Source organism: Falsiroseomonas algicola, from assembly GCF_011040385.1.
GTDB lineage: Bacteria > Pseudomonadota > Alphaproteobacteria > Acetobacterales > Acetobacteraceae > Falsiroseomonas > Falsiroseomonas algicola.
Genome location: NZ_JAAIKB010000007.1, coordinates 128479 through 154404, shown reverse-complemented (window position 1 = coordinate 154404; position 25926 = coordinate 128479). Strand labels below are relative to the sequence as shown.

The 25926-nt window shown below is 69.1% G+C and carries 21 protein-coding genes and 2 pseudogenes; 12 read left to right on the top strand and 11 right to left on the bottom strand.

Annotation, left to right across the window (positions count from 1 at the left end):
- Window position 1 precedes the first annotated feature (1 nt).
- Entirely contained in the window at window positions 2-1603 is a 1602-nt protein-coding gene (locus G3576_RS18100; RefSeq protein ID WP_235952176.1) for an ABC transporter substrate-binding protein, read from the bottom strand.
- An 89-nt stretch (window positions 1604-1692) separates the two neighbouring features.
- On the opposite strand from G3576_RS18100, the gene G3576_RS18095 reads away from it, so the two are divergent.
- The 4 genes and pseudogenes from G3576_RS18095 to G3576_RS18080 all read left to right on the top strand — a co-directional run bounded on the left by G3576_RS18095 (window position 1693) and on the right by G3576_RS18080 (window position 6961).
- The gene (locus G3576_RS18095) at window positions 1693-2724 is read left to right on the top strand and encodes a histone deacetylase family protein (RefSeq protein WP_164695841.1); all 1032 of its coding nucleotides are present in this window, start codon (window positions 1693-1695) and stop codon (window positions 2722-2724) included.
- A 32-nt stretch (window positions 2725-2756) separates the two neighbouring features.
- Window positions 2757-3464 (top strand): annotated as a pseudogene (locus G3576_RS18090) (magnesium chelatase domain-containing protein); the annotation flags it as partial.
- Window positions 3465-5603: 2139 nt separating this feature from the next.
- A complete protein-coding gene (locus tag G3576_RS18085) occupies window positions 5604-6191 on the top strand; it encodes an HNH endonuclease (protein ID WP_207622890.1) in 588 nt (195 codons plus the stop codon).
- Window positions 6192-6241: 50 nt separating this feature from the next.
- Window positions 6242-6961, top strand: coding sequence for a hypothetical protein (locus tag G3576_RS18080; RefSeq protein WP_164695838.1), 720 nt, complete (start codon window positions 6242-6244; stop codon window positions 6959-6961).
- 58 nt (window positions 6962-7019) lie between these two features.
- Here G3576_RS18080 and G3576_RS18075 read toward each other — a convergent pair whose 3' ends face one another.
- Complete coding sequence (locus G3576_RS18075) at window positions 7020-8570, bottom strand: recombinase family protein (protein ID WP_164695837.1); 1551 nt, start codon at window positions 8568-8570, stop codon at window positions 7020-7022.
- Window positions 8571-8595: 25 nt separating this feature from the next.
- Here G3576_RS18075 and G3576_RS18070 point away from each other — a divergent pair.
- Window positions 8596-9504 (top strand): annotated as a pseudogene (locus tag G3576_RS18070) (YifB family Mg chelatase-like AAA ATPase); the annotation flags it as partial.
- Window positions 9505-9582: 78 nt separating this feature from the next.
- Window positions 9583-10422, top strand: coding sequence for a pantoate--beta-alanine ligase (gene panC / locus G3576_RS18065; protein ID WP_164695835.1), 840 nt, complete (start codon window positions 9583-9585; stop codon window positions 10420-10422).
- Here panC and G3576_RS18060 read toward each other — a convergent pair.
- Window positions 10406-10891, bottom strand: coding sequence for a 2'-5' RNA ligase family protein (locus G3576_RS18060; RefSeq protein WP_164695834.1), 486 nt, complete (start codon window positions 10889-10891; stop codon window positions 10406-10408). The two genes, panC and G3576_RS18060, sit on opposite strands and share 17 nt — an antisense overlap.
- A complete protein-coding gene (locus G3576_RS18055) occupies window positions 10891-11259 on the bottom strand; it encodes a YraN family protein (RefSeq protein WP_164695833.1) in 369 nt (122 codons plus the stop codon). Before G3576_RS18055 ends, G3576_RS18060 begins: the two co-directional genes overlap by 1 nt.
- 38 nt (window positions 11260-11297) lie before the next feature.
- Between G3576_RS18055 and ggt the strand changes: the two genes are divergently transcribed.
- Entirely contained in the window at window positions 11298-12977 is a 1680-nt protein-coding gene (gene ggt, locus G3576_RS18050; RefSeq protein ID WP_164695832.1) for a gamma-glutamyltransferase, read from the top strand.
- A gap of 28 nt (window positions 12978-13005) precedes the next feature.
- On the top strand, window positions 13006-13470 hold the full coding sequence (locus G3576_RS18045; protein WP_164695831.1) for a CreA family protein: 465 nt from the start codon (window positions 13006-13008) through the stop codon (window positions 13468-13470).
- Window positions 13471-13617: 147 nt separating this feature from the next.
- On the opposite strand, the gene G3576_RS18040 is transcribed toward G3576_RS18045, so the two are convergent.
- The 6 genes from G3576_RS18040 to G3576_RS18015 form a co-directional block, all read right to left on the bottom strand.
- A complete protein-coding gene (locus tag G3576_RS18040; RefSeq protein ID WP_164695830.1) occupies window positions 13618-14652 on the bottom strand; it encodes an ABC transporter ATP-binding protein in 1035 nt (344 codons plus the stop codon).
- Window positions 14645-15649: an ABC transporter ATP-binding protein gene (locus G3576_RS18035; protein ID WP_164695829.1), complete on the bottom strand. Its 1005-nt coding sequence runs from the start codon at window positions 15647-15649 to the stop codon at window positions 14645-14647. Before G3576_RS18035 ends, G3576_RS18040 begins: the two co-directional genes overlap by 8 nt.
- Entirely contained in the window at window positions 15649-16572 is a 924-nt protein-coding gene (locus G3576_RS18030; RefSeq protein WP_164695828.1) for an ABC transporter permease, read from the bottom strand. The genes G3576_RS18035 and G3576_RS18030 overlap by 1 nt, the downstream gene beginning before the upstream one ends.
- Before the next feature lie 3 nt (window positions 16573-16575).
- Window positions 16576-17559, bottom strand: a complete 984-nt coding sequence (locus G3576_RS18025; RefSeq protein ID WP_164695827.1) for an ABC transporter permease — start codon at window positions 17557-17559, stop codon at window positions 16576-16578.
- A 97-nt stretch (window positions 17560-17656) separates the two neighbouring features.
- The gene (locus tag G3576_RS18020; RefSeq protein WP_164695826.1) at window positions 17657-19267 is read right to left on the bottom strand and encodes an ABC transporter substrate-binding protein; all 1611 of its coding nucleotides are present in this window, start codon (window positions 19265-19267) and stop codon (window positions 17657-17659) included.
- Window positions 19268-19363: 96 nt separating this feature from the next.
- Window positions 19364-20437: an AI-2E family transporter gene (locus G3576_RS18015; protein WP_235952174.1), complete on the bottom strand. Its 1074-nt coding sequence runs from the start codon at window positions 20435-20437 to the stop codon at window positions 19364-19366.
- A 149-nt stretch (window positions 20438-20586) separates the two neighbouring features.
- On the opposite strand from G3576_RS18015, the gene otnI reads away from it, so the two are divergent.
- The 4 genes from otnI to G3576_RS17995 all read left to right on the top strand — a co-directional run bounded on the left by otnI (window position 20587) and on the right by G3576_RS17995 (window position 24093).
- Window positions 20587-21366, top strand: a complete 780-nt coding sequence (gene otnI / locus G3576_RS18010; RefSeq protein ID WP_164695824.1) for a 2-oxo-tetronate isomerase — start codon at window positions 20587-20589, stop codon at window positions 21364-21366.
- Window positions 21367-21368: 2 nt separating this feature from the next.
- The gene (locus tag G3576_RS18005; RefSeq protein WP_328729310.1) at window positions 21369-22025 is read left to right on the top strand and encodes a nicotinamidase; all 657 of its coding nucleotides are present in this window, start codon (window positions 21369-21371) and stop codon (window positions 22023-22025) included.
- The gene (locus G3576_RS18000) at window positions 22022-22909 is read left to right on the top strand and encodes a 2-hydroxy-3-oxopropionate reductase (RefSeq protein ID WP_164695823.1); all 888 of its coding nucleotides are present in this window, start codon (window positions 22022-22024) and stop codon (window positions 22907-22909) included. The genes G3576_RS18005 and G3576_RS18000 overlap by 4 nt, the downstream gene beginning before the upstream one ends.
- Window positions 22910-23217: 308 nt before the next feature.
- Window positions 23218-24093 carry a helix-turn-helix domain-containing protein gene (locus G3576_RS17995; RefSeq protein WP_164695822.1) on the top strand — a complete coding sequence of 292 codons (876 nt, stop codon included), beginning with the start codon at window positions 23218-23220 and terminating at the stop codon, window positions 24091-24093.
- 15 nt (window positions 24094-24108) lie between these two features.
- Here the strand turns inward: G3576_RS17995 and G3576_RS17990 are convergent, their stop codons facing one another.
- Entirely contained in the window at window positions 24109-25866 is a 1758-nt protein-coding gene (locus tag G3576_RS17990; RefSeq protein WP_164695821.1) for a type I secretion C-terminal target domain-containing protein, read from the bottom strand.
- Window positions 25867-25926 lie beyond the last annotated feature (60 nt).

Sequence of the window (25926 nt, the reverse complement as noted above, 5' to 3'; positions counted from 1 at the left end):
CTCAGGCTGTCAGGAACACGTCGTCGTAGCTGGCATGCACGCCGGTGCCAAGCCTGACCGCATTCTGCACGCGCTTGTCGTGGATGGTGGGGAAGGCCATTTCCATCAGCCAGATCTGCGGCACTTCCTCCACCAGGATCTTCTGCACCTCGCTGAAGGCCACGCGGCGCTGTTCCGCCGTCTGGCCATCCCGCGCGGCCGCGAACAACTGGTCCACCCGCGGGTTCGAATAGCCGCCGGTATTGGTGAAGGTCACGCGCTGGATGTTGGAGGAGACATAGGTCCGCTCCACCCCCAGCGTCGGATCGCCGAACTGGTAGACGAAATTGATCGAGGTTTCGTATTCCCAGGCCCCGATCCGCCGCGCCCAGCTGCCGGCATCGGTGCTCTCCAGCTCCAGCTGGATGCCGACCTGGCGCAGCGACTGGCGGAGATATTCCGCCAACCTCGTCCAGACCTCGCCATAGGGCAGCACAAGGTGCTTGATGGTGGCGCGCACGCCCTGGGCGTTAGGCCGCAGCCCCGCCGCATCCAGCAGCTGCATCGCCGCGCGGGGGTCGAAGCCCGCGATGCGGGCGCTGGGGTCATGAAACTTCGTCGTGCTGGCCACGGGATTCGTGGCCGGCTTGCCGATGTTGAACCACAGCCGCTGCGCGATGAAGTTGCGGTCGATGGCGCGGCTGATCGCCTGGCGCACCCGCACATCGCCGAGCGGAGCGACGCGGTGGTTGGTCTCGATCCAGGACAGGGGAGAGAAGTATTCCCACCCCGTCGTCAGGACTTCCAGGTTCGGCCGCGCGCGCAGCGCGGGGGTGTCGAAGGGCTCGATGTCGCCCGCCGCCGTCATCAACACCTGGCCCGTCTCCAGCGCCAGGCGCCGCGACTGGCTGTCCGGCACGATGCGGTAGATGATCGCGTCGAGGTAGGGCTGCCCCGGCTTCCAGTAGTCGGCGAAGCGCTCCAGCCGGATGAAATTGCCGCGCTGCCACTCCGCGAAGCGGAACGGCCCCGTCCCGATCGGGCGCTGCACGGCGGGCGCCGTGCGGTAGTCCTGCCCATCGAAGAGGTGCTTCGGCACGATGGCGCAGGCGGTGACGTCGAACATCAGCAGGAAGGGCTCGAAGGGCGCCTTCAGGGTCAGCACGACGGTGTGCGGATCGGGCGCCTCCGCCTTGTCGATGCGCTGGAAGATGGCCCGTGCGCGGGGCGCCACCTCCATGTGGAACTTCATGATGGAGAAGATGACATCATCCGCCGTCATCGGCGTGCCGTCATGGAATTTGACGTTGTTCCGCAGCTTGAAGGTGTAGGTCAGCGCATCGGGGCTGATGGTCCAGCTTTCCGCCAGTTCCGGCAGCGGCTCCAGCGTCGGGCTGAACTTCACCAGGCCCTGGAAGATCTTGCCGGCCGCGATCAGCGTCGGCCCCTGGTTGTTCACGCCGATCTGCAGCACCGGCGGCTCCGGCTGCAGGATCGTGGTCAGCGTGCCGCCGCGGCGCGGCTGGATGCCCTGCGCCAGCGCATCCTCCACCCGCATCAGCGTCGGGCCCATGCCGGCAGCGGCGGCGGTGGCGGCCATGAGGCCGCGGCGCGAGATGCTCATTCCGTGAAGTCTCCCAACGTCGTTGAGGAACGCTAGACCGCTGCGCGCCGCATGGACAAGGCCACGAAACGCCACTTACCGTCGGCGCCATGAAAACCTTCGCCCATCCTGCCCAGGAATTGCACAGCCCGCGCTTCTTCCTGATGCGCGGCCAGGTGCGCCAGAATTTCGAGGTTCCGGCCCGCGCGGCGTCGCTGCTGGAAGGCCTGCACCGCCTCGGCCTGCCGCCCGCCACGCCACCCGACGCGCCCCGCGCGGCGCTGGAGGCCGTGCACCCCGCCGCCTTCCTCGACTTCCTGCGCGACGCACCGGCCGAATGGGCCGCGCTGCCCGGCGCGGGGCCGGAGATCGTGGCGAATGTCCATCCGAGCCCGGAGATGCTGGCCCAGGGCGCGCCCTGCCCCACGGGCCTGATCGGCCGCATCGGCTGGTACACCGCCGACACGGCCTGCCCGATCGGCCCCGGCACCTGGGCGGCGAGCCTCGGCGCCGCCGCCTGCGCGCTCGCCGCCGCCGAGGAAGCCGCCGCCGGCCGCACCGCCTATGCGCTGTGCCGCCCGCCCGGCCACCACACCTATGCGGCGCGGGCCGGCGGCCATTGCTACCTCAACAACGCTGCCATCGCGGTGGAGGCGCTGCGTCGCGCCGGGGCCGCGCGCGTCGCCGTGCTCGACATCGACAGCCACCACGGCAACGGCACCCAGGGAATCTTCTGGGAACGCCCGGATGTCCTCACCGTCTCCGTCCATGGCGACCCCACGGGCTACTACCCCTGGTATGTCGGCTATTGCGGGGAGAAGGGCGGCGGCGCCGGCCTCGGCTGCAACCTCAACCTGCCCCTCGCGCACGGCTCGGGCGACGCGCCCTGGCTCGCCGCCGTCGAGCACGGCCTGGCCGCCATCCGGCAGTTCGGCGCGGAGGCGCTGGTCGTCTCGCTCGGCTTCGACGCCAGCGAGCATGAGCCCTTGAACGCGCTGTCGGTCACGGAGGACGGCTTCGCCCGTGCCGGCGCCATGATCGCGAAGGCCGGGCTGCCGAGCGCGATCGTGCAGGAGGGCGGCTACAATGTGGACCTGCTCGGCACGCTGCTCGTCCGTTTCATCAGCGGATGGAACAGTTGATCCGGGGCTGATTTTCATCAACCCTCGGGCGAATGAGCACGATCGCCCGGATCCAGACCTTCGCCTTCAGCGGCGTCGAAGCCCTGCCTGTCGAGGTCCAGGTCCAGATCGCGCCCGGCCTGCCCGCCTTCCTCGTCGTCGGATTGCCGGACAAGGCCGTGGGCGAATCCCGTGAACGGGTCCGCGCCGCACTGACCGCCATCGGCCTGTCCCTGCCGCCGAAGCGGGTGCTGGTGAACATGGCGCCCGCCGATCTGGCGAAGGAGGGCAGCCATTTCGACCTCCCCATCGCGCTCGGCGTGCTGGCTGCGATGGAGATCCTGCCCCGAGACGAACTCGCCGATTTCGCGGCCCTCGGCGAATTGGCGCTGGATGGCACGCTGGCGCCGGTGGCCGGCGTGCTGCCGGCGGCGATGGCGGCCAGCGCGCGGGAACTCGGCCTGGTCTGCCCGGAACGCCAGGGGCCGGAAGCCGCCTGGGCCGGGCGCATCCAGGTCCTCGCACCACCCGACCTGCCCGCGCTCATCAACCACTTCCGCGGCACCCAGACGCTCTCCGCCCCCTCCCCGCCCCGGCTCGATGACCGCGTCCAGGCCGCCCCCTGCCTCAGCGAGGTGCGCGGCCAGGAAAGCGCCAAGCGCGCGCTCGAGATCGCGGCCGCCGGCGGCCACAACCTCCTGCTGATAGGGACAGTGGACCCCACCGCCTCCGCTCTTGCCCGCGCCCGCGTGGGGGTTCTGGTCGGGTGCCGGTGGTGTGGAACCCGGACCGCCCTGTGCATGGACCGCGCCGTGGCCCTTGGGATGGGCGTTCATCCGGTGGTGCGCCTGTGGCGGGCTTGCAGCCAATGCGGCCGGGGCGAGGGCGACCTAGCCTTCATCGGTGACGGATGGACCGCCGGGCCCGTTCGGGTGCCCCTCGCCGCCCCTGTGCGGGTGCCGATGCACCTGGCGCGACCGGGGGAGGTGCTGCCTTACCCAGAGGTCGGGGCCGAGGAATGGGCCGACGACCTGTGACGCGCCCCACCGATAGCGGCCTGGCACGGGTCTCCATGACATGCCCATAGCGGGCCCTTCGCGGGGCGAGAGACGGGGCGCCATGGCGGGAGGTGCGGGGGGGCCCGGGCGGCGGCGGTGGATGCCCCGAGCAGAGTTCCTAGAGGTTCCCGGCGGTGGTCTGGCCCCGGTGGTCCCCCGACCCTGGCACCCTCACCCAAGGCACCACCACCCCGCCACCCTCCCGAGGGGGCACGGGGGGTAATCCGATCCCGGCCCCGAGGGGTTGCCCTCTCAGGTTTGCGGCAAAAACATCGGGGAGAGTTCCCCGGCGCTGGGTCGCCCCGGGCCGTGCTTCAGGGTTTGGAAGGCCCTGCAAGGGTTTGGACAGGGCCCCGGCGGCGGCACTACCGGACGACCGGCTAAGGGGCTTCAACAGAGTTCCTAGCCGGGCTAGTTACTGTGCCCTGCCGGTGCCCGTGGAGGTTCCCCCGCGCCCGCGCACCCCTCCCCCGCACCTTCGCCCGCTCCCCCACGCGGCTGAGAGTATGGAAGCCCGTGCAATGGTTCAGGCGCGGGCTGGGAGGCGGCACTACAGGGCGACCGGCTGAGGGGCGTCCACAGAGTTCCTAGCCGGGCTGGTTACTGTGCCCTGCCGGTGCCCTTTGCGGTTCGGTGGTCGGCACCGCTGAGACCGTGATGCGGAGGGTCCCCGCCGACACGTCCACCGCCCCCCGTTCCCGCTCAAGGGACCACCGCCGGGGTCCTGTGCGGTCCTTCCGGGCATAGGCTTCCCAACGCGCCACCCGGGCAAATACCCCATGCCCATCAATCACCAGACTAAGCGCCATCGTCATGCGGCTCCCCTGCTTCGATGCGGGAGACCAGATTGGCGCTTCAGACCGATATCGCAATGATACTCCCCCAAGCGGGACTATTTCAAAAACAGTATGACCCCAGGGAGAGTGTTGCGAAAATGCAACAGATAATCGGTTGCCAGCTAGATGGCGTGGTTAGGCTTGCCGCCGATCCGGCCCACCATTGACCGGAACGCTCTCCGCCGGCTGGGAGACCGGGAAAGACGGTCTAATTGCCATCACCACCCCACAAGGCTGCTCGCTGCCCCGTTGGCGCCCCTTAAGGGACCCGCCCAGGAGACCGCCCCCTTTCCGGGGCCCCAGCCGCTGCCTCGCTTCCGGTGCAGCTGACTGCACCGCTACGGGGCCCTTAGGGGAAACCCACCCCGACGACCCCCACCACAAGATGCCCGGGCACAGCGACCGAGGAAGGGCAGACCGAGGGAGGTGGCTGGGAGGCGGCCACGGTGGGGGTCTCCCTTCCAGCGCCCTTAAAAGGGCCTCGGTGAGGGGGGCGGAGGGAGGCGCCCCTTTAAAGGGCCCTCTAAGGGTCTTCAATGAGGGTGGTATGGGGAGGGTTCCATTTACGGTTCCCTCTAAGAGCACCTTAATATGCATCTTAAATATCAGCTTCCCGGCATAGGTGGTCCCTAATTGGCGCGGCGTTCGGCGGTATAAGGTGGTCCATAATCGGCAATCGCTCGTCGCGTCTCCCCGCCACGGCTATCGGTGCAGCTGACTGCACCGGAAAGGGCCCCTGAGCGGCCCGCAGTTGCCCGTTGCGGTGCCCGTTGCGGGGCGTGATGATGGCGGAATGACCCCAGGCGATGACACCCCGGCCGGTCGCAACCCGCCGTGGTCGCGAGACGAACTGATCCTAGCCCTCAGCCTGTATATTGCCCACCGCCCCAGGCTCCCTAGCAAGGGTGGCCCCGAGGTCACGGCCCTGTCGAAGGTCCTCAATCGCCTTCATCGGGCGGGGGGTGAGGAGGGACGCCCCGACCTGCGGAACCCGGCGGGCTGCTACATGAAGTTGCAGAACTTCCGCCGCTTCGATCCGGACTACACCGCCGAGGGCAAGAAGGGCTTGAAGGCCGGGAACAAGGAGGAGGGCCCGGTCTGGGACACCTTCGCCGCCGATCCTGCCCGGCTACATGCCACCGCAAAGGCCATCGAAGCGGCCATTATGGGCAATGAGGGGCCGTCCCTCCCCGCCCCAGACCCCGGGGAGGATGACCCCATGGAGGCGGAGGCGCCGGAGGGACGGGTGCTAACGCGCCTTCATCGGTTCCGGGAGCGAAGTCGGAAGCTTGTCGAACAGCGCAAGGCGGCGGCCCTGAAGGCCGGGAAGGGCCTCGCTTGTGAGGCTTGCGGGTTCGACTTCGGGGCCCGCTATGGGCAGAGGGGCGCGGGCTTCATCGAGTGCCACCATACCCGGCCCGTCCACACACTCCGCCCCGGGGAGACCACCCGCCTCAGTGACCTGGCGTTGCTTTGCGCCAATTGCCACCGGATGATCCACTCCGCCCGGCCCTGGCTGACTGTGGAGGAACTTCGCGGGGCCTTGCTTCCTGTGCAACTCACTGAGCCTAACGGCGCACAAGGTTTGCGCTAGGGTCGCTGCACATGCGACATGGACGATAAACGCAGCAACATGGGATGCCAATGAACGCGCTGTCTGGTGCAAATGAGCCGGGCGACACCGGCCCCAAGCCCATTACGAAGGATATTAGAAACAGGTTTAGCAAGGTAGATATTTACAAGGATGATCTTGAAGAAATTCATCGAATATTAACTCAAACGGTTGGTTCGTATAAACTCTCCACGAACGATTATGAGTATTCCAGTGTGACCCAATTAATCGAAACGGGCAACGATCCCCGACCAAAGAAAATTGACATTGTGGCCGACAATGCTTGGTTATTTCTTTATTTAGATCAGAGTAACGGGGCAACCGTATCCGCAACGTCGTTAGCGCGATATCCAGCCGGGCGTGACGCTGCAGACCGATTGACTGCGCGGCTGAAGAAGTGTGCAAGGATGAGCCTTCCAGACGTGGGGGAGCATCCGGCCGCAAACATGGTTCTCGGCATCGTGTGGGTCTTGGCGGTTCTGGCACTGATTTTGGTGGTCGTAGAGTTCGCTGGGAAAATCGCGGCCGCTTTGCATTTCCCTTTTGGTGATTTGGGTGCGGGCTTGGTCGGTATGTTACTGGGTCCGCTGGTCGCATATCTGTTTTTTCGGCAAGGCAGAAGCCGGATATTTGTTGACAAGGCGCGGCTCGAAGCAAATTTCTGGGAGAAACATGGTGGCGCTTTCCTAATTGCTCTGATAGGTCCTGCGGCTGCGCTATTGATCGCTGCCATTCAGCTAATCAGCAAATAGTGGCGAACGGTGCAGCTGACTGCACCGTGAAGACCCCTCCCAATACCCTTCCGCCCCCTCACTCCCCTGCAAAGTCCTCTGTCGGGACCATGAAGGCCACGCTTGTCTCCCCGCCCTGCTTCCACGCAAACCGCAGTTGCCCCCTGCGGTAGTCCACCACCACGCCGTCAAAGGATTGGCGCAGCAAGGCATTGATGCGGGCGGGGTCTCGGGGCTCTGCCGCCGCCGCCGCCTCTAGGTCCGTCATCCGCCGCCCCACCTGCACCGGGTCCGCCTCAGCCGCCTGGCGGGCGAGGTCGCGGGCTTCCTGCTCAAGCCGTGCCGCCTCCGCCTCAAGGTCCCTCAGTCGGGCGGAAAGGGCATGTGAAGGGCCCTGTGCGATGGCATCGACAAGGTTCCCGATGGCGTCCCGCACCACCGAAAGCTTCAAGTCTGCTTCTGCCATTGCCCCGTCTAGCGTGTCCTCGCCGGTGGGCATCGTGCCGTGAATGAAGCTGAGGTTGTCGAGTAGCGCCGCCTCCGCGTGGTCCGCCCTGACTGAGACATACTGGCACCCGGCCCCTGCCTTCGCCTTGGTGCAGACAAGCCGGGGTGCCCCGCCCTTGGGGCCCTTCTGCACGCGGGTCATCGTGCTGCCGCACAACGGGCACCGTGCAAGGCCCGCGAAGATGCTTTGGATCGCCCCCGCCCCCGCCCCCCGGACAATCGGGGCCCTGCCGGTGGTCCGTTGCGCCTGGACGGCCTGAAAGGTCTCAGGGTCCACCACCGCCGGGTAGTAGTCTTCGATGGGCTGCAACGGCTTCCTGGCCTTCTTGCCGGTGCTGTGGTCGGTTTCGTGCGGGGTCATCGTGCCGATAACCGTGTTGCTGCCTGCAATCTTTGCGATGTAAGAACGATGCCACATTTCGGCTTTGCGCTTGGTGCCGGGGTCCCCGAAGGTCGGGACGCCTTCGCGGTTGAAGGTCTCGGCAATGGCGTGCTGCCCCACCCCCGCCTTCAGCATGTCGAAGATGCGCCGCACGACTGCCGCCCGCTCCGGGATGACGCGGAAGGTCCCCGTCGCCTTGTCCAGTTCCAGCCATGCCGGGATGCGGGAAGTCAGGGGCTTGTCCGCTGCCTTCAGGCGCTTGCCTTCCCACGCTGCCCTCAGCCGCTTCGCCTTGGTCGCGCTCTCTTCGTTGGCCCGAATAAAGGTCAGCAGGGCAAGGAGAAGCGACATCGGGTCGTTGTCGAGGCTGGCGTGGTCATATGCCCGGCCATCGTTCAGCGTCACGACAGTGACCCCGCCCTCAGTGATATCGCCGAGGACGCCCAACGCCTTTCGCGCGGCCTGGCGTGAAATGCGGTCTAGGCTTTCAACGAGCAAATACGAGCCTGGCGGAACCAATCCGTCCTCTACCGCCTGCCTGAAGTCCGCCAGGCGTCCCGCCTCAGCGTTGCGACCCCGAAAGGCCGACACGCCTAGGTCCTGAAAGGTAAGGGAGGTGTCGAGGTCTAGGCCGTGACGGGCGGCATATTGCTCCGCCGCCGCCGTCTGCCGTCTAAAGCTGTCCCCCTTCATCTGCTCCGGGGTGGAAAAGCGAAGGTAACTGAAGGCCCTAGGCCGCATCGTGGGTCTCCCTACCGTGCCGTGACGGGCCCCAAACATCGTTTCGGCGGGGTCCATTGTCAATAACAGGCTCATGGTCGGCCCGCCCGGCGCCGGCAAATCCATGCTGGCCGCGCGCCTGCCCGGCCTGCTGCCGGATTTGACGCCGGCCGAGGCGCTGGACGTCTCCCTCGTCCATTCCGTGGCCGGGATGCTGGAGGATGGCTTGCTGCTGCGCCGCCCGCCCTTCCGGGAGCCGCATCACAGCGCCTCCGTCGCCGCGCTGGTCGGCGGCGGCCACCGCGCGCGGCCCGGGGAGATCAGCCTGGCGCATCTCGGCGTGCTGTTCCTGGACGAGTGGCCGGAATTCCCGCGGCCGGCGCTGGAGGCGCTGCGCCAGCCCATGGAGACCGGCCGCACGACCATCAGCCGGGCCAATGCGCACGTCACCTACCCCGCGCGCTTCCAATGCATCGCGGCGATGAACCCCTGCCGCTGCGGCCATCTCGGCGATCCCGCCCGCGAATGCGCCAAGGCGCCGGGCTGCGGGCAGGATTACCAGATGCGCCTCTCGGGCCCGCTGCTGGACCGCATGGACCTGACCATCGAGGTCCAGCCCCTGCCCCCCGCCGAACTCGCCCGCGCGCCGATCGGCGAGAAGTCCGACATCGTCGCCGCCCGCGTCGCCGCCGCGCGGGACCGCCAGCGCGCCCGCGGCGGCGCGCGCTGCAACGCGGAGGCCGAGTGGGACGCGCTGCAATCCACCGCCGAGTCCGAGGCGCTGACGCTGCTGGAGACCGCCAGCACGCGCCTCCGCCTCTCCACGCGCGGCACCGTCCGCGCGCTGCGCGTGGCGCGCACCATCGCGGACCTCGCGGGCCTTCCGCGCACGGCACGGGCGCATGTCGCGGAGGCACTGGCCTTCCGCCACCGGATGCCCGGGCGGAATGGGTGATCCGCGCCCGCCACCCTTGCCGCGCCGCACCCGCCACACCCACTCTCCCGAGCAACAAGCCCGGGAGCAGCCATCACCATGCGGGTCATCCGCGACCTTGCGGCCTTGCGCGCCGCCACCGCCGCCTGCCGCATGGCCGGCCAGCGCCTCGCCCTCGTCCCCACCATGGGCGCGCTGCATGAGGGTCACCTGGCGCTGGTGACGGAGGCGAAGCGCCATGCGGAGGCGGTCGTCGTCTCCATCTTCGTCAACCCGCTGCAGTTCCTGCCCACCGAGGATCTCGCCCGCTACCCGCGCGACGAGGAAGGCGACCTGCGCAAGCTGGAATCGCTCGGCACGGACCTGGTCTGGATGCCGGACGTGCCGACCATGTATCCCCCCGGCGCCGCGACGGTCATCGAGGTGACGGGCCCCGCCCAGGGCTTCGAGGGCACGGCCCGCCCCGGCCATTTCCGCGGCGTCGCCACCGTCTGCACCAAGCTGTTCAGCCAGACCGGTGCCGATGTGGCGGTGTTCGGGGAGAAGGACTGGCAGCAATTGCAGGTGGTGAAGCGCGTGGTCGCGGACCTCGACCTGCCCATCCGCATCATCCCGCACGAGACGGTGCGGGAAGCCGATGGCCTCGCCATGTCGTCCCGCAACATTCGCCTCAGCGCGTCGGAGCGCGCGCTGGCGCCCCTGCTGCCCAGGCTGATGCGCGAATCGCTCGACCGGATCGCGGCCGGCGCGCCGGCCGATCCCGTGCTGAGGGACGCGCAGGACCAGTTGCGCGCGGCAGGCTTCGCGCCGGACTACCTGGCGCTGGTGCAGCCCGAGACGCTGACGCCCTGGCAATCCGGCCCCGGCCGGCTGCTGGCCGCGGCGCGGCTCGGCGATGTGCGGCTGCTGGACAATATGGACTTCACGCCGCCGGGATGAACACTCGCCGCGCGAGCGGCACCGGCGGCGGAAAGCGCACCAGCTCCGCCGCCACCAGCCAGCCCTCGATCGGCACCACCGGGCCGTCCTGCGCCTGTCCGGCGAAAAGCGTGACATGCGGCGTCCAGTCCGGGGCCTGGCTGTGCGGATGCAGCGCCACCCCCGCGAGGGCCGTGACCAGCGCCGCATGGCAGGCCGCAAGCGTCGAATCCGGCGCCGGCGCCAGCCAGCAGACCGGCGGCGGACCCGCGAAGTGGCGCAGCGCTTCCAGCCGGATCTGCAGGGGCGCCGCCGGCAGCGCGCGCATCGCGGCGAGCAGGCGCGGCGCGGCGCCCTCATCCTCCGTGCGGATCAGCGTCACATGCGGCGGATACTCCGGCGGCGGCGCCTCCGGCCACAGGCGCCCTGCCACGGCGCGCACCGCCGCGGCCGCGGCGTCATCCAGGCGAAGGACGATCGCGAGTGGCATCACCAGGCCCGGATCACATCGGCGATCCGCCGCACCCGCCCCGCGCCATCCACCAGCAGCAGGTCGAAGCGGACGCCCTTCGCGCCATGGCCGGGATTGGCCGCCATCCAAGCCTCGCCGGCCGCCAGCAGCCGCCCCTGCTGCCGCGGGCCGAGCGCCACCGCCGCCTCCCCCAGCGTGGCGCGCGCCTTCACCTCGACGAAGACCAGCAACCCGTCGCGCTCCATGACGAGGTCGATCTCGCCGACGCCGGTGCGGACGCGGCGGGCGACTTCCAGGAAGCCATCGGCCGCCAGCGCCGCGCTGGCCTGGCTTTCGGCGTGCCGGCCCCGCCCCTCGGAGGCCCGGCGCATGACGGGATCGCGCATCGTGTCCTAGGCTATCCCCGCCACACGCGGTGAACGAGATGCGATTCGTCCTGCTCTTCCTCCTGGCCCTGGCGATCCCCGCCCAGGCCCAGACCCCGGCGCGCCGCCACATGGCCGCCACCGCCAGCCCGCCCGCCACGGAAGCCGCGCTGGAGATCCTGCGCGCCGGCGGCAGCGCCACGGATGCCGCCATCGCCGCCGCCGTGATGCTGACGCTGACGGAACCGCAGGCCGCCGGCATCGGCGGCGGCGGGCTGATGCTGCACTACGACAGCGAAAGCCAGGCCGTCACCGCCTGGGATGGCCGGGAAACCGCCCCCGCCGCCGCCACGCCCGGCCTGTTCCTGCGCCCCGACGGCACGCCCATGCCCTTCGCCCAGGCGATGGAGGGCGGCCGCAGCGTCGGCGTGCCCGGACTGCTCCGCATGCTGGAAGCCGCCCACCGCGAGCACGGCAAGCTGCCCTGGGCTCAGCTGATCGCGCCCACCATCCGCCTCGCCGAGACTGGCTTCCCCGTCCCCCGCCGCATGGCCGCCGCCGCCGCCGCCAATGCCGAAAGCCTGCGCCGAGACCCCGGCGCGCGGGCCTATTTCTTCGACGCGGAGGGCAATGCCCACCCGCCCGGCACCCTCCTCCGCAACCCCGCCTTGGCCGCCACGCTCCGCGCCGTGGCGGTGGAGGGCGCGGATGCGCTGCACCGCGGCCCCATCGCGCAGGACATCACCATCGCCGTGCAGGGCCACGCCAATCCCGGCGGCATGACGGAAGCCGATATCGCCGCCTACCAGCCCCGCCGCCGCGACCCCGTCTGCGCGCCCTATCGCGTGTATCGCCTCTGCGGCATGGGCCCGCCAAGCTCGGGTGCCGTTGCCGTCGGCCAGATCCTCGGCCTGCTGGAGCATTTCGACCTCCGCGCCCTCGCCCCCGGCAGCCTCGACGCCGCGCATCTGATCGGGGAGGCCTCGCGTCTCGCCTTCGCCGACCGCAACCTCTATCTGGCCGACGAGGATTTCGTCCGCGTCCCCGTCCGCGGCCTGCTCGACCCCGGCTACCTCACCAGCCGCGCCCAGCTGATCGACCGCGACCGCGCCATGCCCCCGCCCCGCGCCGGCAACCCGCCCTGGCGGGACGCGGCGCTGGCGCCGCAGGAACAGGATTACGAGGCCGGCACCAGCCACATCACCATCGTCGATGGCTGGGGCGATGTCGTCTCCCTCACCACGACGATCGAGGCGGTGATGGGCGCCCGCATCCTCGTCCGCGGCTTCCTGCTGAACAACGAGCTGACGGATTTCAGCTTCCTCCCCGAAGCCGATGGCCGCCCCGTCGCCAACCGGGTCGAGCCCGGCAAGCGTCCCCGATCCTCCATGTCCCCTACCATCGTGCTCGATGCCGGCGGCCGCGCGGTGCTGGCCGCGGGCTCCGCGGGCGGTGCCCGCATCATCGGCCATGTCGCCCAGTCGCTCATCGCGATGCTGGATTGGAACCTTCCGCCCGCGGAGGCGCTGGCGCTTCCGCGCATCGGCGTGGTCGGCACGGCGCTGACGGAGCTGGAGGCCGGCACATCAGCGGCCGCGCTGGCCCCTGCCCTGGAAGCCCGCGGCCACCGCCCCGATGTTCGCGTCATCGAATCCGGCCTCACCGCCATCCGCATCACGCCGAACGGCCTGCTCGGCGCCGCCGATCCCCGGCGGGAGGGCGTGGCCCTTGGTGACTGACCTCGGGCGAATGAAGGAGAACACGACCATGCGCGCCGCCATCCTCGCCACGCTGCTGCTGCTGCCGATCCCCGCCTTGGCGGATGAGACGCGGGAGGTCGGCCATGTGAACACGGCCATCACCAATCTCGGCCTGACGCGCAGCCATCGCGTGGTGGTGGAGCGCTTCGACGATCCGGAGGTGCGCAACGTCTCCTGCTGGATCAGCCAGGCGCGCACCGGTGGCCTGTCGGGCATGCTCGGCGTGGCGGAGGACCCCGCCCGCTTCGCCCTGACCTGCGCCGCCACCGGCCAGGTCCAGATCCAACCCGGCGCCCGCCGCGGCGAGCGCGGCGAGATGGTGTTCGAAAGCAACACCAGCCTGTTCTTCAAGGAGACGCGCGTGCACCGCTTCATCGATGAGGAGCGGAACTCCGTCGTCTACCTCGCCTGGAGCACCCGCCTGATCGACGGTAGCCCCTACAATGCGGTGGCGGTGGTGCCGGTCAGGTAGGGCGCCCAAAAGCCAACGGCCCTTTCGCGTGGCCGCTCAGGCCCCCCTCAGACGCCGGGCGGAAACCTCCGGTTTCCTTGGCTTCGCGGCCTATGCCGCGGCGCCCATTCGGGCGCTCGGACCGGTCAAGAGACCGGTCCGCTGGTTCTACCCCACCGCCTCCACCAGCGGCGCGCCCATGCGGTCGCGCCCTTCCTCCACCGCGTGGCAGGCCACCAGCGTCTGCGGCGTGCCGCGCGCCGGCATCATCGCCGGAATCTCCGCCTTGCAGCGGTCATTCGCCAGCGGGCAGCGGGGGTGGAAGGGGCAGCCGCTGGGCGGGTTGATCGGGCTCGGCACCTCGCCCCCCACCGGGATGCGCTGCCGCCCCGTCATGTCGAGGTCCGGGATCGCCTCCATCAGCGCGCGAGTATAGGGGTGGCGCGGCGTTTCGAAGAGCGTCTCCGCCGGCGCCAGCTCCACCAGCCGCCCGAGATACATCACGCCGACGCGGTCGCTGACCTGCCGCACCACCGCCAGATTGTGGCTGATGAAGAGGTAGGTGAGCCCCAGCCGCTGCTGGAGGTCCTTCATCAGGTTCAGGATCTGCGCCTGCACCGAGACGTCGAGCGCCGAGGTCGGTTCGTCGCAGACCAGGAATTCCGGGTTGGAGGACAGCGCGCGGGCGATCGAGATGCGCTGCCGCTGGCCGCCCGAGAACTCGTGCGGGAACTTCGCGCCATCCAGCGGGGAGAGACCGACCTGCGTCAGCAACTGCCCGACCCGCGCCTCGATCTCCGCCTTGTCCTTCGACAGGCCGAAGGCGCGGATCGGCTCCGCGATGATGTCGCGCACCCGCCAGCGCGGATTGAGGCTGGCATAGGGGTCCTGGAAGATCATCTGCATGCGGCGGCGCTGGGTGCTGTCCGCCCGCGCCTCCGCCAGGTCGCGCCCATCGAAGATCACGCTGCCCCGCGTCGGGCTGTAGAGGCCGACGACCAGGCGCGCGACGGTCGATTTGCCGCAGCCGCTTTCGCCGACCAGCGACAGCGTCGTGCCCTTCGGAATGCTGAAGGACACGCCATCGACGGCGCGCAGCATCCGCTTGCCCTCGCCGGCCAGCAGGCGCTGGAGCGGCGGGCGAGAGACGTCGAAGAAGCGCGCGACGTCGCGCGTCTCCAGCATCGGGGTCGCATCAGCCATGATGCTTTGCCTCCGCCGCAGGCGCGCCATCGGCATACAGCCAGCACGCGGCCAGGTTGCCTTCCGCCGGCATCAGTTCAGGCCGTTCCACCATGCAGCGATCGAATACCTTCGGGCAGCGGGGGTTGTAGGGGCAGCCTTTCGGGATGGCGGAGAGCCGCGGCATGGCGCCATCGATCTGCTGCATCCGATCCAGCCTGCGGCTGACCGGCGGGATGGATCCCATGAGGCCTGAGGAATAGGGGTGCGCCGCGTGCTTCACCACGTTGCGCACCGCGCCGATCTCCACGATGCGGCCGGCATACATGACGGCCACGCGGTCCGCCGTCTCCGCGATCACGCCCATGTCGTGGGTGACGAGCATCATTGCCGTCCCCTTCTCCCGCGCCAGGCGCTTCAGCAGCGCGATGACCTGCGCCTGGATGGAGACGTCGAGCGCCGTCGTCGGCTCATCCGCCACGATCAGCTTCGGCTCCGCGCAGAGGGCGAGCGCGATCACCACGCGCTGGCGCATGCCGCCCGAGAATTCATGCGGGTAGCTGTCGATGCGCTGCGCGGCGGCAGGGATGCCGACGAGCTCCAGCCACTCGATCGCCTTGGCCCGCGCCTGCGCCGGGTTGAGCGGCAGGTGCGTGACCATCGTCTCGATCAGCTGCGCGCCGACGGTGTAGAGCGGGTTCAGCGTCGTCAGCGGGTCCTGGAAGATCGCGCCGATCTCCCGCCCGCGGATGCGGCGCAGGTCCTGGTAGGGAAGGTTGTCGATGCGGCGGCCTTCCAGCAGGATCTGGCCGCCCGCGATGCGGCCTGGTGGTTCAAGCAACCCGATGATGGCGGCCCCGGTCATGGACTTGCCGGCGCCGGATTCACCGACCACGCCGAGCACCTCGCCCGGCGCAATGCTGAAGGACACGTCGTCGAGCGCGACCAGCAGGCCGCGCCGCGTCGGGAACTCGACCCGCAAATTGCGGACCTCGAGGATGGGCTTGATATCGGACATCAGCGGAGCTTCGGGTTCAGGGCGTCGCGCAACCAGTCGCCCAGCAGGTTGACGGACAGCACCAGCACGATCAGCGCAATGCCCGGGAAGATGGTGATCCACCACTCGCCGCTGAACAGGAAGTCGTTGCCGATCCTGATGAGCGTGCCGAGGGAGGGCTGGGTCGGCGGCACGCCGACGCCGAGGAAGGATAGCGTCGCCTCCGCCAGCACCGCGAAGCCGAGGTTCAGCGTCGCGATGACCAGCACGGGGCCGAGCACATTCGGCAGCACATGCGTGATCATGATGCGCGACCGCGACAGGCCGATGACGCGCGCCGCCTGGACGTATTCCTTGTTGCGCTCCACCAGCGTCGATCCGCGGACGGTGCGGGCGAAGGACGGCCAGTTGGAGATGCCGATGGCGAAGATCACGACATAGAGCGCGATCTGGTCATGCACCTCCCGCGGCAGGGCCGCGCGCACCACACCATCGATCAGCAGCGCGACGAGGATGGTCGGGAAGGTCAGCTTGATATCGGCGATGCGCATCAGCACCGCATCCGTCGTGCCGCCGATATAGCCGGCCGCAAGACCGACCGTGATGCCGACGGAGACGGAGAGCAGCACCGCGCAGAAGCCGACCAGCAGCGAGACGCGCGCGCCATACATGATGGCGGAGAGCACGTCCCGCCCCTGGTCATCCGTGCCGAGCCAGTAGGTAGGGTCGCCTTCCTCCGTCCAGGCCGGCGGCTTGAAGGCATCCATCAGCTGGAGGGAGGCCAGGTCGAAGGGGTTGTGCGGCGCGATCCAGGGCGCCAGCACCGCGCCGCCGATGCAGATGAAGGCCACGATGGCGGAGGCCACCGTGATGGGCGACCGGGTGAAGGAATACCAGATGTCGCTGTCGAGGAAGCGCGCCATGGCGCCTTGCGTCCGGGCCATGGTTCAGTGCCCCCCCTTGCCGCCGCCGATGCGCAGGCGCGGGTCCACGGCGTAGTAGAGCAGGTCGACGATCAGGTTGATGGTGACGAACATCAGCGCGATCAGCAGCAGGTAGGCGGACATCACGGGAATGTCGGCGGCGCCGACGCTCTGGATGAACAGCAGCCCCATGCCGGGCCACTGGAACACCGTCTCCGTCACGATGGCGAAGGCGATGATGGCGCCAAGCTGCAGGCCGGTGATGGTGATCACCGGCACCAGCGTGTTCTTCAGCGCATGGCCGAAATGGACGGCGCGGTTGGTCAGCCCCCGCGCGCGGGCGAACTTGATGTAGTCCGTGCGCAGCACTTCCAGCATCTCCGCCCGCACCAGGCGCATGATCAGCGTCAGCTGGAACAGGCCGAGCGTGATGGCCGGCAGGATCAGCGCCTTCAGGCCCGACCAGGTCGCCAGCCCCGTGCTCCACCAGCCCCAGCGGATCGTGTCGCCCCGGCCGAAGCTCGGCAGCCAGCCCAGCCACACGCTGAAGGTCAGGATCAGCAGGATGCCGATCAGGAAGGTCGGCAGGGACACGCCGATCAGGCTGAAGGTCAGGAAGAAGCGGCTGAGCCAGGAATTGCGATAGAGGCCCGTATAGACCCCCATCGGCACCCCGATCGCCAGCGCCAGCGCGGCGGCGCAAAGCGCCAGCTCCAGCGTCGCCGGCGCGCGTTCCGCGATCAGGTCGGCCACCGGGCGCGACAGGCGGTATGACAGGCCGAATTCGCCCTGCGCTGCGTTCACGACGAATTTGAAGAACTGCACGAAGAAGGGCTGGTCCAGGCCCAGGTCGGAAATCAGCTGCGTGCGCTGCGCTTCCGTGTAGTCCTGGCCGAGCATGATGGCGACGGGGTCGCCGACATAGGCGAACATCGCGAAGGACAGCAGCGCCACCGTCAGCATGACGGGTAGCGCCTGCAGCACGCGGCTGACGATGAAGGCGAACAAGGGCGGAGGGTTCCTTCAAGGCAACCGGGGCGCGCCCTCGGGCACGCCCCGCTTCAGGCAATCAGGGCGCGCGCCTTTGCACGCGCCCCGGCCAGGGTCAATCGACGCGCGCGAAACGGAAGAAGGGCTGGTTGTTCGCGGCGTGCGGGACGTGGACGTTGCTGCGCATCGCCCAGGGGATCATCTGGTGGTGCAGCGGGATATGGGGCACGTCCTCCCGGTAGATGCGCAGCGCCTCATGGATCGCGGCGGTGCGGCTCTCCCCGGTCTCGGTCTTCATGCGCTGGATCAGCGCATCCATCCGCGGGTTGGAATAGCGGCCATAGTTCCAGATGCCGTCGCCCTGCGCACCGTTCCGGGTCGCGACCAGCGACTGGAAGGAATAGAGCGCATCCAGCGCCGGCACGCCCCAGCCCAGCAGGTAGACGCTGACATCGTCGCGCTGGATCTGCGCGAAGAAGGGCGCCAGCGGCTGCGCGCGGACGCTGGTGCGGACGCCGACGCGCGCCCACATCGCCGCGATCGCCTGGCAGATCTGCTCGTCATTGATGTAGCGGTTGTTCGGGCAGTCCAGCGTGATGCCGAAGCCCTGCGGATACCCGGCCTCCGCCAGCAGCGCGCGGGCACGGGCGGGGTCGAAGGGCAGGCGCACATCCTCGGCCGCCGTGTAGCCATTCACCTGCGGCGGGAAGAAGGTGCCGGTCGGCACGCTGAAGCCGCGCATGGTGGTGCGGTTGATCGCCTGGATGTCGATCGCGTGATACAGCGCCTGACGGACGCGCAGGTCCTTCATCGGGTTGCGGCCGCGGACATCGCTGTAGAGAAGCTCATCGCGATAGGTGTCCATCGCGATGAAGATGGTCCGGATCTCCGGCCCCTCCACCACGCGGATGTTCGGCGCGTTGCGCAGCCGCGCCAGATCCTGCAGCGGAGGATCGAGCACGAAATCCACCTCGCCCGAGAGCAGCCCCGCGATGCGCGTGGCGTCGGAGGCGATGGGCCGGAAGACCAGTTCCTGGATGTTGGCGTTGGTGTTGTCCGGCTCCCGCCAGCCATACCAATCCTCGTTCCGGCGCATCACCGTGCGTACATCGCCCTCGCGCGATACCAGGCGGAAGGCGCCGGTCCCGTTCGCGTTGCGGACGGTATACATTTCTTCCCGCGCCCGCGTGTTCTGCGGCCGGACGGCGTTGTGCTTCTCGTGCCAGGAGCGCGAGACCATGTACACCGACGCCAGCTTGTTCGGCAGGATCGGGTCGGCGATCTTGAGGACGATGTCGACCGTGTGGTCGTCCACCTTCTCCGCCCGCTCCACCGTATCGACGAAGATGCCGAAGTTGGAGGTGGGTGCGAGGGCGCGGTTGATGCTGAACACCACGTCGTCGGCCGTGAAGGATTCGCCTTCATGGAAGCGGACACCCTGGCGGAGGGTGAAGCGCCAGCGCGTCGGCTCCACCGTCCGCCACTCCGTCGCCAGGCCGGGGCGGAGCGAGAGGTCGGCGTTGCGCGTGATCAGCGTGTCGTACATCTGCTGCAGGATCATCGCGACCGTGCCGATGTTCTGGCTGTGCGGGTCGAGCGTGTTCGCATCCCCGGCAGCCGACCAGCGCACCGTCCGGTTCTGCTGCGCCTCCGCCTCCCCGGCCCCCAGGCCGAGGCCCAGCCCGGCACCCAGCAGGGCGGCCGCCGCCAACAACGTCCGTCTCATCACCCGGAAACTCCCCCGTTCGCATCGCGGATCACCGTCCGCGTCTGTGACAGTTCGGTCATTATCCCGCCGCGATGGCAGGGGGAAGCCCGATGTTCAGGTCGCCCGGCCCGGCGGGCTGGCCGCGGCGCCGTCCTTCGCCCAATCCTTCAGCAGCGTGTAGCCCACCGCGAGCAGAACAGGCCCCAGGAACAGGCCGAGGATGCCGAAGGCGAAGACGCCCCCGATGGCGCCCAGCAGCGTCAGCAGCAGCGGCAGGTCGGCGCCGCGGCTGATCATCCAGGGCCGGATGAAGTTGTCCACGGAGGAGATGCCCCCCGCCCCATAGACCAGCATGAAGATGCCCCACCCCGTCTGCCCCTGGGTGAAGAGCCAGATGGTGGCCGGAATCCAGACCACCGGCGCCCCGATCGGCAGGATGGAGATCACCCCCGCCACCACGCCCAGCAGCACCGGCTGCGGCACGCCAGCCAGCCAGAGCCCGAAGGTCGTCATCGCCCCCTGCACCACCGCCGTGCCGAGCAGCCCATAGACCACGCCGCGGGTCACATCCCCGGTCAGCTGGATCAGCCGCCTGGTCTTCGGGCCTGCCAGCTTCTCCATCACGCGCTCCGCCTGCGCCGCCATGGCGGGCCCGTCCCGGTAGAAGAAGAAGGCGAGGAAGATCGCGAGCAGCAGCTCCGCCAGACCCGACAGCACCGCCAGCAGCAGCGACAGGGCGTTGGTCGCGATGGTGCCGGCGAAGGGGCGCACCGCATCGAACAACCCGGCGAAGGTCGAATCCCAGCCCTCCAGGTAGCCGCCGAGCGTCGGACCCACATAGGGCAGCGTGCCGAGCCACACCACCAGATTGGGCAGCCCCTCCAGCAGCAGCCGCTCCACGCTGCCGCGCAGGCCCTCGATCTCCTCCCGGCTGGTCGGCGTGGCGAAGACCAGCGGCAGGCCGATCAGGATGAATTCCAGCGTCACCATCACCACCGCGGCCGTGCCGGGGGACAGCCCCGTGCGTTCCCGCAGCAGCCGGAAGGCGGGCCAGGTGGTGAAGGCCAGGATCACCGCCCAGAGCAGCGCGGAGATGAAGGGCCGCAGCACCAGGAAGCAGCCCATCCCGAGCAGCCCCAGCGCGAAGAGCCCGAGCAGCCTGGCGGGTCGAATGGCATCCTGGTCCATGGTCACTCCGAGGCGGGACATCAGAGGCATAGCGGAACGCCGCGCCCGGCGCAGCAGCAACCCCGCCGCCCCTCGCCGGGCTTGCCCGCCCGCGCCACAGGGGGCATCACGCCCCCAAGGAATCACGGGCCAGGGACAGGAGACAGACCATGCCGCGCTTCGCCGCCAACCTCTCGATGATGTTCAACGAGGTGCCCTTCCTCGACCGGTTCGAGGCCGCGGCCAAGGCAGGCTTCAAGGCGGTGGAGTTCCTCTTCCCCTATGACTTCGCGGCCAGCGACATCGCCGGCCGCCTGCGCGACAACGGCCTGCAGCAGGTGCTGTTCAACGCGCCGCCCGGCGACTGGACGAAGGGCGAGCGCGGCCAGGCGGCGCTGCCGGGCCGCCAGGCCGAGTTCCGGGAGGGTTTCAAGCGGGCGCTCGACTACGCCGCCGCCCTCTCCTGCCCCCGCATCCATGTCATGTCCGGCCTGGCCCCGGCCGGCGTCGCGCATGACAGCATGACCGGCACGCTGGCCGCCAACCTCGCCTGGGCGGCGGAGCAGGCGAACCCCGCTGGCGTGAAGCCGGTGATCGAGCCGATCAACCACCGCGACATCCCGGGCTTCTTCCTCAACACCCTGGCCCAGGGCGCCGCGGTGATCGAGGCCGTGGGCGCCGACAAGGTCGGCCTGCAATTCGACCTCTACCATTGCCAGATCACGGAGGGTGACCTGGTGAAGCGGATCGAGAAGTACCTGCCGATCACCGCGCACATGCAGGTCGCCGACAATCCCGGCCGCAACGAACCCGGCACGGGCGAGGTCAACTGGCCCTTCGTCTTCAGGAAGATCGACGAGCTCGGCTTCCGCGGCTGGATCGGCTGCGAATACAAGCCGGCGGCGGAGACGGTGGCCGGCCTCGGCTGGTTCGCCCCCTACAAGGGCTGATCGTGCCCTTCACCCTGCACCCGGAGGCGGATCTGCTGCTGGTCGTGGACCCGCAGCCCACCTTCATGGCGCTGTGTCCCGACGAACTCCCGGTGCCGGGGGCGGAGGCGGTGATCCCCGTGATCAACCGCGTCCTTGCCGGCCCCATCGCCCGCGCCGTGGTGACGCAGGACTGGCACCATCCCCGGCACCTGTCCTTCGCCAGCCAGCATCCCGGCAAGGCGCCGCTGGACACCGTCGAACTGCCCTACGGCACCCAGGTCCTCTGGCCGGATCATGGCGTGCGCGCCACGCCCGGCGCCGCCATCCACCCCGATCTCGACCAGGCCAAGGTCGTGATGATCCTCCGCAAGGGGTTTCGCCGCGAAATCGACAGCTATTCCGGCTTCCGGGAGAACGACCGCAGCACCGGCACCGGCCTCGCGGAATGGCTGCGCGCCGTCGGTGTCCGGCGCCTCTTCATCACGGGCATCACCCGCCCCTATTGCGTGGACTGGACGGCGGAGGACGCCGCCGCCGCGGGCTTCGAGACCTGGGTGGTCGAGGATGCCTGTTCCCGCCTTGGCGATGCCGCCGCGCTCGATGCCAGCCGCGCCCGGCTGGAAGCGCAGGGCATCCGCTTCACCACCGCCGACACGCTTCACGGAGAGAACGCATGAACATCGGATTCCTCGGACTCGGCATCATGGGCCGCCCCATGGCCGGCCACCTCAAGGCCGCGGGCCATGACGTCACGGTGGTGGAGCGGAAGTCGCTCACCGCCGAGGACCGCGCCAATTTCGCGGTGGCGCCGACCGCCGCCGCCGTCGCGGCGGGCGCCGAGATCGTCATCACGATGGTCCCCGACACCCCCGATGTCGAAGCCGTGCTGTTCGGCGCGGATGGCGTCGCCGCCGGCCTCAAGCCCGGCACGCTGGTCATCGACATGTCTTCGATCAGCCCGACGGCAACCAAGGTCTTTGCCGAGAAGATCAAGGCGCTGGGCGGCGAATACCTCGATGCCCCCGTCTCCGGCGGCGAGGTCGGCGCGAAGAACGCCGCGCTGACCATCATGGTCGGCGGCGCCCAATCATCCTTCGACCGCGCGCTCCCGGTCTTCGAGAAGATGGGCAAGAACATCACCCTGGTCGGCACGGAGAACGGCGCCGGCCAGACCTGCAAGGTCGCCAACCAGATCATCGTGGCGCTGACGATCGAGGCGGTGGGCGAGGCCCTCGTCTTCGCCTCCAAGGCCGGCGCCGACCCGGCCAAGGTGCGCCAGGCGCTGATGGGCGGCCTCGCGACCTCCCGCATCCTGGAACTGCACGGGGAGCGGATGATCAAGCGCACCTTCAACCCGGGCTTCCGGATCGAGCTGCACCAGAAGGACCTGGCGCTGGCGCTGTCCGCCGGCAAGGAGCTCGGCGTGGCGCTGCCCAACACCGCCTCCACCGCCCAGCTCATGGCCGCCTGCGCGGCGCTGGGCGGCGCGGCCTGGGACCATTCGGGGCTGGTGAAGGCGCTGGAGACGATGGCCGCCCACAAGGTGGCGCCGGACGCCTGAACACGAAGTTGTGATATCAAATCCGGATCACTCGTTTGAGTGATCCGGGTATCTCCGGCCGTCAGGATCGATCACGGAAACTCGGCTGCGACCGCGAATCATTCGCGGCTGGATCGCGCGGCGCGCTGTAGCCCGCTCGGTGTTTTACAACCTGAAGCGGCATTCTCCCGCATCGCGATACAATTTTGCCGCGTTTTTCACGTTGCGTCAGGCGCGAACGTCCCGCATTTTAGCGCCCGGACCACACAGGTGAGATTCTGTCTCCCGGTCGTGGTTGTGTCTTGTTGGTGCGACCTACGGGGGATTGCATGCGCTTCGCGGATATCGGGCAGCAGCTCCGGGCCTATCGGCTCGAATCCGGCCTCCGTGCGGAGGAGATCGCCGCCCGCCTCGGCGTCTCCCGCGCCGCGCTCTACCGCTACGAGAAGGGCGAGGTCATCAAGCTGGACACGATCCGGCGGCTGGCCGAACTGCTGAAGATCTCGCCGCTCTCGCTGCTCGGCATCGGCGTCGAATACTTCGCCCGTCCCCTCGCCTTCCAGGAACGCCTCCGCCAGGTGGAGGAACAGGCCGACCAGATCCTTCTCGTCGGCGGCGCCTATTGCTACCAGGTCACCAGCGATGCCTTCGATGGCGCCGTCGGCGAAGCCTGGACGGAAGCCGCGGATGCGGCGCCGGAGCGCATGCAGGCCCGCGCCAGCGCCGACCAGGCGCTTGGCCTGCTGGCCGCCCGCAAGCGCCTCCACGCCTCCCGTCGCCCGACCATCATCGCCATCCTGAGCGAGGCCGCGCTGAAGCGCTTCCTGGCGGAAGGCGTCGCCGCCGGGCTGACGGTGCCGGAACGCACCCGCCAGCGCTGCCTGGCCGCCGCGCGGCAGGAAGCGGAAGCCATCGCCGCCATGATGGAAAGCGTGCCGATCGGCGTTCAGCTCGGCATCGCCACCGGGGCGGAGCCCTCCGGCGGCTTCATGGTCATGCGCGGGCGCGAACGCGCCCATGTCGTCGCCTCCCCCTTCCCCGCCGACACCGCGCCGAATGGCGGCCTCGGCGTCGGCTCCATCACCGCGGCGGATGAAGCGGTGGCCGCGCATCAGCGCGTGGCGGAAGTGGCCTGGCGCGATGCGCTGAAGGGGGCGGCCGCGGCCCAGCGCGTCCGTGACCTCATCAAGGCCACGGCCGGCTGAGAAGGCGGCGCTCGGCTACAGGATCAGGTCGCGCGCCTCGATCAGCCTGACGCCCTGGATGGCGACGACGAACTCCGCCGTCTCCGTATCCGCATCGGCATTGACCCAGAGCAGCCCGACCTTGCTGTGGGTCGCGTATTCGTAGCGCACCTGCCAGGCACCGCTGAAACCCTGGTTGCCCACGAAGGTCAGCGCGGGCACGTCCTGGCCATCGACCAGCCCGTGCAGGTCGATCCGGTCGCCCGCCACGCGGCTGAAGTCCGTGATGACATCAGCCTCCCTCGCCACCTGGTCGATCCCGGCATCGTGGTAGGTGCCCGCGAAGGCGGAGGGCGATCGCGAATCGCCCAGCGTCTCGAAGACGAAGCGGTCGGCGCCGCTGCCGCCGGTCAGGATGTCGCGCCCCGCGCCGCCCACCAGCACGTCATTGCCGGCCTTGCCGTCCAGCCGGTTGTCGCCGGCGCTGCCGCGCAGCAGGTTGGCGCCCGCATTGCCGGTGCCGGACTGGGCGCTGCCGGTCAGCACCAGATCCTCGATATTGGCGCCCAGCACGAAGGAGACGGCGGATACCACCGTGTCGCGGCCCGCCGACGCCACTTCGACCACGCTGTCCTGCAGGTGGTCCACCACGTAGGTGTCGTCGCCGCCGCCGCCCCGCATCAGGTCGGCGCCACCCTGGCCATCCAACGTGTTCGCGGCGCCGTTGCCGTCCAGCACATTCGCCGCCGCATTGCCGATGGCATCGATGGCGGCGCTTCCGGTCAGCACCAGGTTCTCGACATGCTCGACCAGGCCGCCCTGCAGCTGCACGCTGGTGCGGATGGTATCGAGCCCGCCGCGGGCACCCTCGATCACGACATCGCCGGTATCGTCGATGACATAGGTGTCGTCGCCCGCGCCGCCCTGCAGCGTATCGGCGCCCGCCGCTCCATCCAGCCAGTTCGGCGCGGCGCTGCCGGTGATGAGGTTGTCGAGGCCATTGCCGATGCCGCGCACCGCGGAGACGGAGACGAGTTCAAGCTGCTCCACCTCCGCCGACAGGGTCCAGGAGATGGAGGCCCGCACGAGGTCGGCCGAGCCCCCCAGCGCGAGTTCCGTGACCACGTCACGAAGATTGTCGACGACGTAGACGTCGTTGCCGTCGCCGCCTGCCAGCGTGTCGGCGCCCAGCCTGCCATCCAGGATGTTGTCGCCGGCCGTGCCGGTGATGCGGTTCGCCTGTTCGTTGCCGGTGCCGAGGATCGCAGCCCCGGTCAGTTCCAGGACCTCGACATAGCGCGGCAGCACGAAGCTGACGCCGCTGATGACGATGTCGGTCCCCCCGCCATCGGCTTCGACCACGCGGTCACCGGCATCGTCGATGAAGTAGGTGTCGGACCCCAGCCCGCCCATCATCGTATCGGCCCCCGCGCCGCCATCCAGCACATTGGCGGAGGCATTGCCGGTGATGACGTTGTCCAGCGCATTGCCCGTGCCGTTGATCGCGGCGCGCCCGGTCAGCACCAGCCTCTCCGCATCCCCCGCATCGGCGAGGGAGAAGTGCACGGAGGAGAAGACGGTATCGGTGCCCTCGTCCGCGGCCTCGATGATCCGCGCGCGTGAATCGCTCACGACATAGGTGTCGTGACCGAGCCCGCCCACCATCGTATCCGCGCCGAGCCCGCCGACCAGCCGGTCCTCGCCCCCCAGGCCGTAGAGGATGTCGTCCCCCGCCGTGCCGGTCAGGGTGTCGTTGAAGCGGGAGCCCCGGAACAGGGCGCCGGTCGTAGCCATGTCAGCCTCGGATGGCGGTGGTCCCCTCTCGTCCGCCCGCCAAGTCACTCGAATGTGAAC

What these genes read in the sequence shown, in the direction of transcription:
- G3576_RS18100 (WP_235952176.1), bottom strand. Translation starts at nt 1,603, where the DNA reads ATGAGCATCTCGCGCCGCGGCCTCATGGCCGCCACCGCCGCCGCTGCC.
- G3576_RS18095 (WP_164695841.1), top strand. Translation starts at nt 1,693, where the DNA reads ATGAAAACCTTCGCCCATCCTGCCCAGGAATTGCACAGCCCGCGCTTC.
- G3576_RS18085 (WP_207622890.1), top strand. Translation starts at nt 5,604, where the DNA reads ATGAAGTTGCAGAACTTCCGCCGCTTCGATCCGGACTACACCGCCGAG.
- G3576_RS18080 (WP_164695838.1), top strand. Translation starts at nt 6,242, where the DNA reads ATGAACGCGCTGTCTGGTGCAAATGAGCCGGGCGACACCGGCCCCAAG.
- G3576_RS18075 (WP_164695837.1), bottom strand. Translation starts at nt 8,570, where the DNA reads ATGCGGCCTAGGGCCTTCAGTTACCTTCGCTTTTCCACCCCGGAGCAG.
- panC (WP_164695835.1), top strand. Translation starts at nt 9,583, where the DNA reads ATGCGGGTCATCCGCGACCTTGCGGCCTTGCGCGCCGCCACCGCCGCC.
- G3576_RS18060 (WP_164695834.1), bottom strand. Translation starts at nt 10,891, where the DNA reads ATGCCACTCGCGATCGTCCTTCGCCTGGATGACGCCGCGGCCGCGGCG.
- G3576_RS18055 (WP_164695833.1), bottom strand. Translation starts at nt 11,259, where the DNA reads ATGCGCGATCCCGTCATGCGCCGGGCCTCCGAGGGGCGGGGCCGGCAC.
- ggt (WP_164695832.1), top strand. Translation starts at nt 11,298, where the DNA reads ATGCGATTCGTCCTGCTCTTCCTCCTGGCCCTGGCGATCCCCGCCCAG.
- G3576_RS18045 (WP_164695831.1), top strand. Translation starts at nt 13,006, where the DNA reads ATGCGCGCCGCCATCCTCGCCACGCTGCTGCTGCTGCCGATCCCCGCC.
- G3576_RS18040 (WP_164695830.1), bottom strand. Translation starts at nt 14,652, where the DNA reads ATGGCTGATGCGACCCCGATGCTGGAGACGCGCGACGTCGCGCGCTTC.
- G3576_RS18035 (WP_164695829.1), bottom strand. Translation starts at nt 15,649, where the DNA reads ATGTCCGATATCAAGCCCATCCTCGAGGTCCGCAATTTGCGGGTCGAG.
- G3576_RS18030 (WP_164695828.1), bottom strand. Translation starts at nt 16,572, where the DNA reads ATGGCCCGGACGCAAGGCGCCATGGCGCGCTTCCTCGACAGCGACATC.
- G3576_RS18020 (WP_164695826.1), bottom strand. Translation starts at nt 19,267, where the DNA reads ATGAGACGGACGTTGTTGGCGGCGGCCGCCCTGCTGGGTGCCGGGCTG.
- G3576_RS18015 (WP_235952174.1), bottom strand. Translation starts at nt 20,437, where the DNA reads ATGGACCAGGATGCCATTCGACCCGCCAGGCTGCTCGGGCTCTTCGCG.
- otnI (WP_164695824.1), top strand. Translation starts at nt 20,587, where the DNA reads ATGCCGCGCTTCGCCGCCAACCTCTCGATGATGTTCAACGAGGTGCCC.
- G3576_RS18000 (WP_164695823.1), top strand. Translation starts at nt 22,022, where the DNA reads ATGAACATCGGATTCCTCGGACTCGGCATCATGGGCCGCCCCATGGCC.
- G3576_RS17995 (WP_164695822.1), top strand. Translation starts at nt 23,218, where the DNA reads ATGCGCTTCGCGGATATCGGGCAGCAGCTCCGGGCCTATCGGCTCGAA.
- G3576_RS17990 (WP_164695821.1), bottom strand. Translation starts at nt 25,866, where the DNA reads ATGGCTACGACCGGCGCCCTGTTCCGGGGCTCCCGCTTCAACGACACC.